Origin of the sequence: Lysobacter avium, assembly GCF_015209745.1 — a bacterium.
In the GTDB taxonomy this organism is placed as follows: domain Bacteria; phylum Pseudomonadota; class Gammaproteobacteria; order Xanthomonadales; family Xanthomonadaceae; genus Novilysobacter; species Novilysobacter avium.
In genome coordinates this window covers 1382024-1394966 of sequence record NZ_CP063657.1, presented here as the reverse complement: position 1 = coordinate 1394966, position 12943 = coordinate 1382024, and the positions used below count along the sequence as shown (strand labels likewise).

The window sequence follows — 12943 nt, the reverse complement described above, 5'->3', positions numbered from 1 at the left end:
GCACACTGCAACCGGACCTGCGATAAATGAAGATCACCCGAATTGAATTCGGCATGCTCCGCGTGCCGCTGAAAACCCCGTTCAAGACCGCCCTGCGGACGGTCCAGCAGGTCGAGGACATCGTCGTCATGGTCCACACCGACAGCGGCAACATCGGCTACGGCGAGGCGCCCGCGACGGCGGTGATTACCGGCGACACGCACGGCTCCATCGTCGACGCGATCCGCCACTACATCTCGCCGCGGCTGATCGGTGAGGAGATCGCCGACCTCAACCGCATCACCCGCTTGATCCAGACCGCGATGGAGAAGAATTCCAGCGCCAAGGCCGCCGTCGAGATCGCCATCTACGACCTGTTCGGGCAGCTCTATGGTGCGCCGCTGTACAAGATGCTCGGCGGCGGCGATCCACTCGTCACCACCGACATCACCATCAGCGTGGACACCATCGACAAGATGGTCGCCGACTCGATCAGCGCCGTCGACCGCGGTTTTGACTCGCTGAAGATCAAGGTCGGCAAGGACATCGGCGTCGACATTGAGCGGGTCAAGGCCATCTACGCGGCGGTGGAGAACCGCGCCCTGCTGCGCCTGGATGCCAACCAGGGGTGGAGTGCCAAGGAGGCGGTGTACGCCATCCGCGGCCTGGAGGATGCCGGCGTCCGGCTGGAACTGGTGGAGCAGCCGGTCCGCGCCCGCGACCTGGAAGGCATGCGCTACGTGACCGAGCGCGTGCACACCCCGATCATGGCCGATGAAAGCGTGTTCGGCCCGATGGAGGTGATCAAGCTCATCCACATGCGCGCGGCGGACATCATCAACATCAAGCTGATGAAGACCGGCGGCATCTCCAACGCAGTGCGTATCGCCGACATCGCCGCCATGCACCAGGTCGAGTGCATGATCGGCTGCATGCTGGAGACGAGCATCAGCGTTGCCGCCGCCGTCCACCTGGCGGTGGCCAAGTCCGACGTGATCACCAAGGTCGACCTGGACGGCCCTTCGCTGTGTGCCTACAACCCGGTGGAAGGCGGAGTGATCTTCAACGAGTCGGAGATATCGATCACGGATGCACCCGGGCTGGGCATCCGTGAGATCCGCGGTCTGGAGCCGATCAGCAACTGCAACGCAGCCGCCTGAAATGTCGGCCCTGCTGACCATCCGCTCGCGGCGAGACCAGATGTCGGCGATCGAGCGCCGCATTGCCGACTTCGTGCTCGACAACGCCAACCTGCTGCGCGACTACTCTTCGCAGCAGCTCGCCAACGCACTGGGCGTCAGTCAGTCCAGCGTGGTGAAGTTCTGCCAGAAGCTCGGCTTCAAGGGTTACCCCGACCTCAAGTATTCCGTGGGCGAGGACATCGCGCGCGCCGACAACGGCGATGAGGAGCCGGCTACCAGTGCGCCGGAGCATCCCGCCGATGCCATGGCGGCCGAGTTGTGGCGACGCAAATCGGCGGCCGAGGAGGAAACGCGGTCGATCAATCCGCCCGGCACCATCGCAGCCGTCGCGGCAGCCATTACCCGCGCCGGTGAGGGCGGCAAGGTGTTCCTGATCGGTCTTGGCGATGACGACATCCGCGCCCGCGCCCTCGCCTTGCGGCTGTCGTTGCTGGGCATCCTGACCGTGCACAACTTCGATCCCGCCCACATGGCGGCCAGCGTCAGCGCTGCCTGTGAGGGCGACGTGTTGATGGTCTTCTCCGAACACGGAAAGCCGCCCCCGCTGTGCTACATCGCCCGCAGCTTTCAGGAGCGTGGCGGCAGCGTCGTATCCGTCACCCGCCACACTTCCAACCCGCTGCGCGCCTATGCCGATATCGCCCTGCTGGTATCGGCCCACGATGACCAGGTGCATATCCAGCCATTGCTTTACCAGGCTGCAGCACAGCACCTGATGGACCGGGTGTTCGTCCGACTTTGCGAAGGCGGACGCGATCGGCAGTTGCGTGAGAACCTTGAACGCCTGCAACCGATGCTCGAACCTTGATCGCAGCCGTAGATCCTGTTCTCTTCCCATCCCACGCCGGCCGCGCTCCTCGATCGCCGCCGCCTGTCGCGAGCCCGTCCATGCAACGACCTGCCGTGTTTCACCACTGTTCCTGCGCATCTGTCATTGAGGTGGGCACCCTCGTCGCGCGGAGCAGGGGGCTGTGACCGGCACTTCCCGCGTACTGCTTGCCCTCGCCCTGGGCGCACTGGTCGGCCTTGGCCTGGCCTGGATCGACCCGGCAATCGCGACGCGCGTCGCCGACGTTGTGCATCCTTTCGGCCGGCTGTGGTTGAACGCACTGCAGATGACCGTGGTGCCGCTGGTGCTTGCGCTGGTCGTGGTCGGCGTCAGTACCGCGGCCGATGCCGCCGCGTCGGGGCGGATCGCGCGCAATGCGATACTGGTATTCATCGCATTGCTCGCGCTGGCCGCGGTGTTCACTGCCATCGCCGCACCGGCGCTGCTGTCACTGCTTCCGCACGATCCGGGCCTTGCGGTCGCGCTGGGCGGAGGCGCGAGCGAGACCGCCGCCCTGCCCGCTCCGGCCGGCTGGTCGCAATGGGTGACCGGCATCGTCCCCAGCAACGCCGTGGAGGCCGCTGCGAGTGGCGCGATGCTTCCGCTGGTCGTCTTCGCGCTGTTCTTCGGATTTGCGCTGACGAGGATCGAAGCGCCGCGGCGCGCGCTGATGGTCGAGTTTTTCCAGGCACTGGCCGACGCCATGATCATGATCGTGCGTTGGGTGCTCTGGGCGGCGCCGGTTGGCGTCTTCGCGCTCATCCTGGCCGTTACCGCTCGAGCCGGACTGAGCATGCTCAGCGCACTGGGCATCTACATCGCGCTTCAATGCCTGCTCTATCTGACCGTGACCGTGGCCATGGTGCTGGTGGCGGTCGTCTGGGGCGGCGAGTCGATCCGGCGCTTTGCCGCCGCCATTGCCCCCGCCCAGGTGGTCGCGGCGAGCACCCAGTCGTCATTGGCTTCGCTGCCGGCCATGCTGGAGGTCGCCAACGACCGACTGCGTTACCCGCGGCAGATTTCCGGACTGGTCCTGCCCATGGCGGTGACATTGTTCCGGATCACCAGTCCTGTGCAGTACCTCAGCGCTGCGGCCTTCATTGCCTGGGCCTACGGCATCGACTTGGGCGTTGCCCAGTTGGCCGCCGGTTGCGCCTTGGCGGTGGTGATCAGCCTGGGCTCCGTCGGGCTGCCCGGACAGGTCAGCTATATGGCCACCAACCTTCCGGTCGCCCAGGCGATGGGACTGCCGGTGGCACCGTTGGGACTGTTGCTGGCAGTGGACACGATCCCGGATGTCTTCGCGACACTGGGCAACGTCACCGCTGATCTCGCGGCTACCAGCATCGTCGCCAAAGCTGCGCGGGGCGATGCCATCGCTAGCGACGCTGTCGAGCCCTGACCGGAAACGGTTCGCAGTCGTCTTGCCACCCATCGGGGCCTATGCTCAAATCTTTGGAACCATGCGCCGTCGCGGATCCGATCCACCGGTCGCGCACGCACCACAGTTATCAAGGGGATCGCGATGAGTGTTGAACGTCCATGGCTCGACCATTACCCGGCGGGCGTGCCCGCCCAGATCGATCCTGACGAGTACACCTCGATCGTCGCCGTCATGGAGGCTGCGATCAGCAGTTTCCGTGACCGGCCTGCGTTTGCGAACTTCGGCAAGTCACTGACCTACGCGGAGATCGACACCCTCAGTGCACAGTTCGCGGCCTACCTGCTCGGCACGCTGAAGCTGCGCAAGGGCGATCGCGTTGCAATCATGATGCCCAACTGCCTGCAGTATCCGGTCGCCACCTTCGGCGTGCTCCGCGCAGGCCTTACGGTGGTCAACACCAATCCGATGTACACCGCCCGCGAGCTGCGCCACCAGCTGGTCGACTCCGGCGCGAAGGTGCTGCTGGTGCTCGACAATTTTGGCGACACCGCCGCGGAGGTGCTCGCCGATACCAAGGTGCAGCACGTCATCACCACCGGTCTGGGCGACATGCTGGGGCTGAAGGGCTCAGTGATGAACTTCGTCCTGAAGTACATCAGGAAGATGGTGCCGGAATACCGTATCCACGGCGCCGTGCGCTTCAACGCGACGCTCAAGGAAGGCGCCAGGCATGCATTGCCTGAAATCGATGTCGGTCCGGAGGACATTGCCTTCCTGCAGTACACCGGCGGGACCACCGGCGTGGCGAAGGGCGCGATGCTGACCCACCGCAACATGGTCGCCAACATGCAGCAGGCCTCGGCGTGGGTCGGTACCAACGTCACGCTGGGTCAGGAAATCATCATCACTGCGCTGCCGCTTTACCATATCTTTGCTTTGACGGCGAACGGCCTCGTCTTCATGAAGTTCGGCGGCTTGAACCACATGATCACCAACCCGCGCGACATGCCCGGCTTCGTCAAGGAGCTCAAGAAGGTCCCGTTCACCGCCATCACCGGCGTCAACACGCTGTTCAACGGCCTGCTGAATACGCCCGGTTTCGATGAGGTGGATTTTTCCAAGCTTCGACTGACCCTGGGCGGCGGCATGGCGGTCCAGCGGTCTGTCGCCGAGCGTTGGAAGAAGACCACCGGCTGCACATTGATCGAGGCGTACGGCCTGACCGAAACCGCACCGGCCGCGTGCATCAACCCGATGGACCTGGCCGAGTACAACGGGGCCATCGGCCTGCCCATCCCGTCCACGGATGCGTGCATCAAGGATGAGGACGGCAACATGCTTCCCGTCGGCGAGGTGGGCGAGCTGTGCCTGAAGGGCCCGCAGGTGATGAAGGGTTACTGGCAGCTGCCCAAGGAAACCGCCGATGTCATGGATGCCGACGGCTGGCTGCACACGGGCGACATCGCCCGGATGGACGCGAGCGGGTTCTTCTACGTTGTGGACCGGAAGAAGGACATGATCCTGGTCTCCGGCTTCAACGTGTACCCCAACGAGGTCGAGGACGTCATCGCCATGATGCCCGGCGTGCTGGAGGTTGCGGCCATCGGCATGGACGATGAGCACTCCGGCGAAGTGGTCAAGGTGGTGGTGGTGAAAAAGGACCCGTCATTGACCGCCGAGCAGGTGACCGCATTCGCACGGGAGAACCTGACGGGCTACAAACGTCCGAAGGTGGTCGAGTTCCGCAGTGAACTCCCCAAGTCAAACGTGGGCAAGATCCTGCGCCGCGAGCTCCGGGACGAGCGGCCCAGCTGAAACCGGATCCGATACTCGCGTCAATCTGATCCCCTCCTTGCGACGGGATCTTTTTTTACGCAGCTCAGCCGCGCTTTACGTGACGGATCAGGCGGCGGCGCTTCGCGACCTGCTTCTCGCTGAGTACGTTTTTCTTGCCTTCGTACGGGTTGACGCTGTCCTTGAAGACAAAGCGCACCGGCGTTCCGATCAGCTTGAAACGCTTGCGGAAGAAGTTCTCCAGATAGCGCTTGTAGCTGTCGGACAGCGTCTTCAGTCGCGTACCGTGGATCACGAACGTCGGCGGGTTGCTCGACGCAGGATGGGCGTAGCGGAGCTTGGCGACATGACCGCGGATGACCGGTGGTGGATTGGCCTCATACGCCGCTTCCATCGCCTGGGTCACTTCGCTGGTGCTGAACTCGCGGGTCGCCGAGGCATGCGCACGATGCACGGCAGCGAATAATTCGCGCAGCCCGGAGCCGTGCGTCGCGCTGATGCGAACCCGCTCGGCCCAATCAACGAAGGTCAATTTGCGGGCCAACAGCGATTCGTTCTGCTGGCGCTGGTATTCGCTCAGCCCGTCCCACTTGTTGACCGCGATCACCAGCGCGCGCCCGGCGTCCAGCGCGTAGCCCAGCACGCTGGCGTCCTGGTCGGTCACGCCCTCGTTGGCGTCCAGCATGACCACGGCCACCTGGCACTGCTCGATCGCATGCAGGGTCTTGATGATGGAGAACTTCTCCACCACCTCGTCCACGCGGGACTTGCGGCGCAGACCGGCGGTGTCGACCAGTCGGTACAGACGTCCGTCGCGCTCCATATCCACCGCGACGGAATCACGGGTGGTGCCGGCAACATCGGAGGCGATCATCCGCTCCTCGCCCAGCAGCCGATTGACGAGAGTCGACTTGCCGACGTTGGGACGGCCGATAAAGGCCACCTTGATCCGCGAAGGGTCGTTGTCCAACTGGGCCGAATCGCCCAGCTCCGGCAATCGCTCCAGGATCACATCGATCAGGTCATCGATGCCCTGGCGGTGGGCAGAGGAAATGCCGATGACATCGGTAAACCCGTAGTGGGCGAACTCGCTCAGTGCGGCGTGGGTTTCCAGGCCGTCGGTCTTGTTGACCACCAGATAGGTCGGACGCGCGGTCTTACGCAGCCAGGCGAGGATGTCGTCATCCAGGCGTGAGGCACCCTGGCGGCCGTCCACGATGAAAAGGACCAGGTCGGCCTCGGCAGCAGCGGCACGGGCCTGGCGCGTTGTCGCGCCGGCAATGCCTTCGTCCTCCCCGCCAATGCCGCCGGTATCAACCACCGCGAATTCGCGCTGGCCTTCGGGGCGACACAGCCCGTAGTTCCGGTCCCGGGTGACTCCGGGCTGGTCATGGACGAGCGCGTCGCGGGTGCGGGTGAGCGCATTGAACAGCGTCGATTTGCCGACGTTGGGACGGCCCACGAGGGCGACTAGCGGCAGCATTGGCGGATCCGGCAGGAATGGGGGAGCTTGCTGGTCACTGTCCCAGCCGGTACGCACTCAATTTACCGCCAACGTCCTGCACCACCAGGATGCCGTCAGCCACCCGCGGCGCCGACAGCAAACGGTCACGCCCGACCCGGGTGCGCGCCGCGAATTCACCGGTGTCCAGCGACAACCAGTGCAGGTACCCGTCCAGATCGCCAACCACCGCGTAGTCGCCCTGGATGGCCGGTGCCGTGAGGTTGCGCCGGGTCATCGCAGGCTGCGTCCACATTGCGCTGCCGCCGGTCTTGTACAGACCGACCACCTTGTCCGCGGAGTCGGAAACCACGAGCACGTTGGGACCCACGCCGATCCGGCCAGGTCCACCGTGATCGGAGATCCACATCGGCTGGCCGCTGGGAGCGTCAATGGCAATGGTTTTGCCCTTGTAGCTGGTGGCGTACAGGCTGGTGCCGTCAAGCACCGGCGCGCCGTCGACGTCGGCCATGCGGGAGAGCTCGGTGCGCCCTTCCTGCTGGGCGACGCTCTCTTCCCACAACGGGCGGCCATCGTTGGCAGACAGTGCCACCACGGTGCCATCGTCGTTGCCGACAAAGAGGTAGCCCGGACCGAGCACAGGCGTATCGTTGCCCCGCACCGAAAGCATCGGCACGTCGTGGTTCCAGAACCAGCGACGCTCGCCACTGGCAGCGTCGAACGCGGTGATCCGACCGTCGTTGGAACGTACGAATACCATGCCCATGCCAACGGCGGGAGCGGCGATGATCTCGTTGCCAAGCTTTGCCGTCCACTTCTCGCTGCCGGTGTCGGCGTCCAGCGCGACAACGTCGCCGTCCAGACTGCCCACCGCAACCACACCTTCGCCCACGCCCGGGCCGCCGGTAAGGCGCAGCTTGCTGGGATAGCTCCAGACCTTGGCGCCCGACTGCAGATCGTAGGCGTGAACGCCGCCCTTCACCGCGGCTGCGAACACCTTGCCATTTGCGATGACCGGACCTTGGCGCGCGCCGATCTTGCCCTCACCGTTGCCGACGTTGGCCGACCAGATGCGCGAAGGCTGCGCAGACGGCTGGAATTCAACCAGTGCCGCAGGCGCCGCGGCCTTCTTCTTGTCGCTGCTGAACCAGCCTTTCATCGTGCTGCAGCCCACAAGCGCGGTTGCGCAAAGCACGAGCACGGAGACCCGAACGACCAGTTGACGCGCCGGGGGGCGGATGTTGGAGAGCTTGGATGCAGCATTCATCAGGACCGTACCTCGGAGTCGTCGGGCTTGCCGCCGACTTCCATCAATTTGAGTTCGAGCAGCTTGCGACGCGGCGATGCGACGTCCATCTTGGTCAGCGCGCCCATGTAGGCAGTGCGTGCATCGTCCATTTTGCCCAGGGCGTATTGGGCATCGCCACGCACTTCCAGTGCCATGGCGGTATCCGCGCCGTCGAGCAGCCCGATCGCCTCCTCGCCCTTGCCAGCATCCACCAGCAAGCGGGCCAGACGCTGGTGGACGACTGCGGCGATGCGCGAGTCGCCTGGCTTGATCGCCCGCAGCGTGGCGATGGCCGCTTCATTGTCGCCATCGCGAACCTGCCGGGAAGCGAGCTCGAGGCCGGCAAGCTCGGCGTACACGTTGCTTTGCAGGCCGTCGATGCGGGACGCCACATCGGCGTCACCTGCTTCGATGGCGCTTATGACCTTCTGATAGCGATCGGCGTCTGCCAGCGCTTCGGTGTGTTGGTGGTGGCCCCACCACTTCCAACCGCCGATCGCGGCAAGTCCGAGCACGATGCCGCCCACCAGGGCAACGCCGTTCTGTCGCAACCACGCCAATACGCGTTCGCTCTGCTCGTGTTCGTCTAGCGGATCGTCAATTGCCATCTGGGGTCGCCATGCTGTCCGGATCCGCCGGAACAGACGGATCGTTGATTACGAACGGCCCGCGCAGCGGGCCGGTGAGGAAATGCCGGATTGGAGCGACGATGCCGTTGTGGCTGATCAGTCGCTGGTCGGCACAAGTGAACCGTCAGAGGATAGCTTAAAGCGGGCGACGTTCGCGCGGCTGAATGCCTCCAGATCCACAGGTTTGCCGTTCTGCCTGGCTTCGATCGCGGCGATGTTCCCGAGCACGATCCGCAGGTCTTCCCGGGCGTCCCACTGCCTCTTCTCGCCACTGCCGATGACGGCCTGCTCGAGTACCTCGCCCGTGGTCGCGGTCACCTGCAACCAGCTGTCATCGGTAAACGTCAACGACAGACCCTGCGGCTCCGCAGCAGCAGGCGCGCGGATGGCTGCCATGGAGGCGATGACCGGCGTGCGCTCCTGAACCGAGGCGTCGGCCTGCGATGCAGGATCGCCCGTTCCCGCGACAAAGGACGGGATATCCAGTGACTGCACTTCCGGCATGCTGGACAGATGCGGCTTGGTCGCCAACCACACCGGCACCACGATGAACGCGGTGATCGCGATATAGATGCCGCGGCGCGCCGCCTGCTCGAACATATGGCGGTATTTGGGCGTATGGGTATGGCTGACGAGTTCTGCCGGCGGGACCTCGTTGACCCCCGACCTGACAAGATCCTGCTCGATGTCGACGCAGAGCATTTTTGCGTAACTGCGCAGGTGGCCGCGGACAAAGACACTCGGCTCGGACTGCCACTCGTCGTTTTCCAGCGAGCGCACCACTCGCACCGGCATCTTCAGGCGTGCGGAAGCCTGCTCAAGCGTGATCCCGGCACTTTCACGCGCACGCGCAAGCCGCGCGCCACAACGTTCGGCATCATCCGATCGCCTATCGTTCGACTGTCCCATCACTTTCCGATTTCCCCGTTTCCGGAACCCGGTACGGCCGGGAACTCCGCCCCCACCCGTTGAACATATCTATCGGCGGCTTCCTTGTCGCCAAGCTTTTCTTCAATCTGTGATGCAAGCACGAGGGACCGCCGGTCCGCCGGAGCGGCCGCCAGGCGTCGTTGCGAGAATGCACGTGCACGGAAAGCGTCGCCAGCGCGGAACGTTCGCTCGGCCATGGCGCCCAGTGCCACGGGATTCTCCGGGTCCAGTTCAAGGGCGCCTGTGAGGTAGCGCTCTGAGTGGGCATCCTGCCCGGCGTCAGCGGCACAGGCTCCGGAATTCGCCATTGCGATGGCCGGTGTGCGATAGCCCGGATCCGCCAATGCGCGGTCAAACCACTCCAGTGACTCCTGCGCGCGGCCACTGGCGCACAACCAGGTGCCGTAGTTGTTCGCGAAGCTTCCCTGCCGCGGCTCAAGATCAATCGCGCGCCGGTAGTGTTTGCCTGCCGCGGCGGAGTCGCCCTTGCGCTCGGCAACCAGGGCGGCCAGGGTGTGGGCCGAAGCGTTGTCGGGCGCCATGCGGACCGCCTGATCGGCCGCCTTCGCGGCGCCCGCAAGATCGCCCTGCGACAGTGCGACCTGACCCTGCTGGATCAAGACGCGGGATTTCGCGGCCGGAGAATCGTAGCTGTCCGGGGTCATCCGCACCTCGGGCGCCTTGCGATCCATCCCGCTGCGCGCGAGTTTGGGTTTGACGAAGCTCAAGCGACTGCAGGCAGTGGACGCAAGTACCACGGCGACCAACACCGCTATCAACGCGTTCGCCCCGGACGGGCGATTGGACCTGAGCCCCTCAGACACCGGCTTCTCCTGCGCCCTGCTCGGCCAGCATCTTTCGGAACGTTGCCTGTCGTCGCGTGCGGTCCATGACCTGCCCCTTGAGCTGGCCGCATGCGGCATCGATGTCGTCGCCGCGGGTGCGACGCACGGTGGTAAGCACCCGGGCCTGCTGCAGCAACTGCTGGAAGGCGCGGATGTCTTCCTCGTCGGAGCGCTCGTACCGCGTGCCCGGGAACGGATTGAACGGGATCAGGTTGACCTTGGCCGCATCCTTCATCTGGGTTGCATTGTCGAACTGCTTCATCAGGCGCGCGAGCTGGCGCGCATGCTCGGGCTGATCGTTGACGCCGCGCATCAGGGTGTACTCAAAGGTGATGGACGAGCGCGGCTTGCGCATGACATAGCGCTCGCAGGCGGCCATCAGCTGGGCGATCGGGTACTTCTTGTTCAGCGGCACCAATTCGGTGCGCAGCTCATCGTTGGCCGCGTGCAGCGACACCGCCAGCGAGACATCACTGAGCTCGCCCAGCTTGTCGATCATCGGGACCATGCCGGCGGTGGAAAGCGTCACGCGCTTGTTGGCGAGCCCGTAACCCAGGTCGTCGCGCATGATGCTCATCGCACGGACCACGTTGTCGAAATTCATCAGCGGCTCGCCCATGCCCATCATCACCACGTTGGTGAGGCGGCGGCGCTGGTGGGGCATGTTGCCCAGGTGGCGGGCGACTACCCACACCTGGCCGATGATCTCGGCGGTGGTCAGATTGCGGTTGAAGCCCTGGGTGCCGGTGGAGCAGAAGGAGCAGTTCAGCGCGCAGCCCACCTGGCTGGACACGCAGAGCGTGCCGCGCCCCTTCTCGGGGATGAAGACCGCCTCGATGGCGTTCTTCGGGTCCATCCCGATCAACCACTTGTGGGTGCCGTCCACGGACGGCTTCTCGGTCAGCACGATCGGCGCGCGGACTTCAGCGTGCGCGTGCAGCTTGGCCCGCAGCGCCTTGCCGAGGTCCGTCATCTCGTCGAAATCGGTGACGTAGCGATGATGGATCCACTTCATGACCTGGTGGGCGCGGTAACGCTTTTCGCCCAGCACGCCTTCGAAGAAGTCCTCCAGCTGCGTGCGGTCCAAGTCAAAGATGTTCTTCCGGGGAGCAGCGCTTGCTGCTCCCGGAAGTGCCTGTGATGTCGTATCCGCGGCGGCACCGGTCACAGCCTGGCCTTCCGCCACAGGCGAAGCGGTCAGCTGGATGTCGATGGTGTTGTCGCGGTTGGCGGTCATGGCATGGGTACTGCGTGTTGCGTTCCCGGCGGCCGGGAGTGGATGGTCAGCGCGAGTAGACGTCGGTGGCCGGGAAGAAATAGGCGATCTCGATCGCGGCGTTCTCCAGGCTGTCCGATCCGTGCACCGCATTGGCGTCGATGCTGTCGGCGAAGTCGGCGCGGATGGTGCCCGGTGCGGCGTCCTTCGGGTTGGTGGCGCCCATCAGGTCGCGGTGCTTGAGGACAGCACCCTCGCCTTCCAGCGCCTGGATCATCACCGGCCCGGAGCTCATGAAATCGACCAGCGCGGCAAAAAACGGACGTTCACGATGGACTGCGTAGAAGCCTTCGGCTTCGTCCTTCGAAAGATGCTTCATCTTCGAGGCGACGACCTTCAGGCCCGCCTTTTCGAAACGGCTGTAGATCTCGCCGATCACATTCTTGGCAACTGCGTCGGGCTTGATGATGGAAAGGGTACGCTCCAGCGCCATGGAAAATCTCCGGTTGGGCGGGCGGCACCCCGTATGTCAGGGATACGCGCCAAAGGATAACAGGAAAACCCGCGTACTGACGCGGGTTTGGCCGTAATGGCTGCCACGGATTCTACCGGAAATCCGCTTGCGCAATGCACGCATCGGGATTGAATTTGACGGCAGCGGCCCTGGCCCCTAGCATCCAAACAAGCGTTTGATTCATCTTGCGCAACCGCACCGGTCGCGCTGGTTCAGGATGCCGCCATGTCTTCCAACACCCAGTTCTCCACCAAGGACCGCATCCTGACTGCGGCAGAGGAGCTGTTCGCCCAGCACGGGTTCTCTGGTACCTCCCTGCGCCAGGTCACAGGGCGCGCCGACGTCAACATCGCGGCGGTGAACTACCACTTCGGCAGCAAGGAAAACCTCGTCAACGAGGTCTTCCGGCGACGCATGGACGAGATGAGCGCGCAGCGCCTCGAGGCGCTGAAAGCCGCGCTGGACCAGCATCCTGGCGATCTGGAGCCGATCCTTGCCGCCTTTATCGAGCCGGCACTGGCGGTCGCGCTGCATCGCCAGGGCGGCGCCGCTTTCGTGCGCGTCATCGCCCGCGCCTACGCGGAAAAGAACGATGGCCTGCGCACGTTCCTGTCCGAGCGCTACGGGCACGTGCTGCGCGATTTTGCGCGTGCCATCGGTGGCTGCCTGCCGGGCCTGAGCAAGGAGGAGCTGTACTGGCGCCTGGACTTCCTCGCCGGCGCATTGACCTACGCGATGGCCGATTTCGGCCTGATCAAGCGCCCCGGCGGGGTGCAGGAAAAGGCCCATGCGGAACGGGCGGCGCGCGAGCTCATCCGCTTCGCCGCGGCCGGGTTCAAGAACTGATGATTGACATAAAACAATCCAATCA

At 64.5% G+C, this 12943-nt stretch carries 12 protein-coding genes; 5 read left to right on the top strand and 7 right to left on the bottom strand.

Annotation, left to right across the window (positions count from 1 at the left end):
* Positions 1 to 26: 26 nt before the first annotated feature.
* From INQ42_RS06325 to INQ42_RS06310, 4 genes are all read left to right on the top strand, one after another.
* Positions 27 to 1139: a dipeptide epimerase gene (locus INQ42_RS06325; protein WP_194035632.1), complete on the top strand. Its 1113-nt coding sequence runs from the start codon at positions 27 to 29 to the stop codon at positions 1137 to 1139.
* Between the two features lies 1 nt (position 1140).
* Positions 1141 to 1989 carry a MurR/RpiR family transcriptional regulator gene (locus tag INQ42_RS06320; protein ID WP_194035631.1) on the top strand — a complete coding sequence of 283 codons (849 nt, stop codon included), beginning with the start codon at positions 1141 to 1143 and terminating at the stop codon, positions 1987 to 1989.
* A gap of 163 nt (positions 1990 to 2152) precedes the next feature.
* Entirely contained in the window at positions 2153 to 3412 is a 1260-nt protein-coding gene (locus INQ42_RS06315) for a dicarboxylate/amino acid:cation symporter (RefSeq protein WP_194035630.1), read from the top strand.
* A 123-nt stretch (positions 3413 to 3535) separates the two neighbouring features.
* Complete coding sequence (locus tag INQ42_RS06310; protein WP_194035629.1) at positions 3536 to 5209, top strand: long-chain fatty acid--CoA ligase; 1674 nt, start codon at positions 3536 to 3538, stop codon at positions 5207 to 5209.
* A gap of 64 nt (positions 5210 to 5273) precedes the next feature.
* Here the strand turns inward: INQ42_RS06310 and der are convergent, their stop codons facing one another.
* From der to ndk, 7 genes are all read right to left on the bottom strand, one after another.
* On the bottom strand, positions 5274 to 6671 hold the full coding sequence (gene der / locus INQ42_RS06305; protein WP_194035628.1) for a ribosome biogenesis GTPase Der: 1398 nt from the start codon (positions 6669 to 6671) through the stop codon (positions 5274 to 5276).
* A 34-nt stretch (positions 6672 to 6705) separates the two neighbouring features.
* Positions 6706 to 7917 (bottom strand): outer membrane protein assembly factor BamB, encoded by a 1212-nt coding sequence (gene bamB / locus INQ42_RS06300; RefSeq protein ID WP_194035627.1) that lies wholly within the window; start codon positions 7915 to 7917, stop codon positions 6706 to 6708.
* The gene (locus INQ42_RS06295; RefSeq protein ID WP_194035626.1) at positions 7917 to 8546 is read right to left on the bottom strand and encodes a YfgM family protein; all 630 of its coding nucleotides are present in this window, start codon (positions 8544 to 8546) and stop codon (positions 7917 to 7919) included. Before INQ42_RS06295 ends, bamB begins: the two co-directional genes overlap by 1 nt.
* A gap of 117 nt (positions 8547 to 8663) precedes the next feature.
* Positions 8664 to 9476, bottom strand: coding sequence for a helix-turn-helix domain-containing protein (locus INQ42_RS06290; protein ID WP_228064482.1), 813 nt, complete (start codon positions 9474 to 9476; stop codon positions 8664 to 8666).
* The gene (pilW, locus tag INQ42_RS06285; protein WP_248285391.1) at positions 9476 to 10225 is read right to left on the bottom strand and encodes a type IV pilus biogenesis/stability protein PilW; all 750 of its coding nucleotides are present in this window, start codon (positions 10223 to 10225) and stop codon (positions 9476 to 9478) included. Before pilW ends, INQ42_RS06290 begins: the two co-directional genes overlap by 1 nt.
* 88 nt (positions 10226 to 10313) lie before the next feature.
* Positions 10314 to 11579, bottom strand: coding sequence for a 23S rRNA (adenine(2503)-C(2))-methyltransferase RlmN (gene rlmN / locus INQ42_RS06280; protein WP_194035623.1), 1266 nt, complete (start codon positions 11577 to 11579; stop codon positions 10314 to 10316).
* A gap of 46 nt (positions 11580 to 11625) precedes the next feature.
* Positions 11626 to 12051, bottom strand: coding sequence for a nucleoside-diphosphate kinase (gene ndk, locus INQ42_RS06275; RefSeq protein ID WP_194035622.1), 426 nt, complete (start codon positions 12049 to 12051; stop codon positions 11626 to 11628).
* Between the two features lie 246 nt (positions 12052 to 12297).
* On the opposite strand from ndk, the gene INQ42_RS06270 reads away from it, so the two are divergent.
* A complete protein-coding gene (locus INQ42_RS06270; protein ID WP_194035621.1) occupies positions 12298 to 12918 on the top strand; it encodes a TetR/AcrR family transcriptional regulator in 621 nt (206 codons plus the stop codon).
* Positions 12919 to 12943 lie beyond the last annotated feature (25 nt).

Excerpts from the sequence above, each read along its gene's own strand:
- INQ42_RS06325 (WP_194035632.1), top strand. The coding sequence starts at position 27 with ATGAAGATCACCCGAATTGAATTCGGCATGCTCCGCGTGCCGCTGAAA.
- INQ42_RS06320 (WP_194035631.1), top strand. The coding sequence starts at position 1,141 with ATGTCGGCCCTGCTGACCATCCGCTCGCGGCGAGACCAGATGTCGGCG.
- INQ42_RS06310 (WP_194035629.1), top strand. The coding sequence starts at position 3,536 with ATGAGTGTTGAACGTCCATGGCTCGACCATTACCCGGCGGGCGTGCCC.
- der (WP_194035628.1), bottom strand. The coding sequence starts at position 6,671 with ATGCTGCCGCTAGTCGCCCTCGTGGGCCGTCCCAACGTCGGCAAATCG.
- bamB (WP_194035627.1), bottom strand. The coding sequence starts at position 7,917 with ATGAATGCTGCATCCAAGCTCTCCAACATCCGCCCCCCGGCGCGTCAA.
- INQ42_RS06295 (WP_194035626.1), bottom strand. The coding sequence starts at position 8,546 with ATGGCAATTGACGATCCGCTAGACGAACACGAGCAGAGCGAACGCGTA.
- INQ42_RS06290 (WP_228064482.1), bottom strand. The coding sequence starts at position 9,476 with ATGGGACAGTCGAACGATAGGCGATCGGATGATGCCGAACGTTGTGGC.
- rlmN (WP_194035623.1), bottom strand. The coding sequence starts at position 11,579 with ATGACCGCCAACCGCGACAACACCATCGACATCCAGCTGACCGCTTCG.
- ndk (WP_194035622.1), bottom strand. The coding sequence starts at position 12,051 with ATGGCGCTGGAGCGTACCCTTTCCATCATCAAGCCCGACGCAGTTGCC.
- INQ42_RS06270 (WP_194035621.1), top strand. The coding sequence starts at position 12,298 with ATGTCTTCCAACACCCAGTTCTCCACCAAGGACCGCATCCTGACTGCG.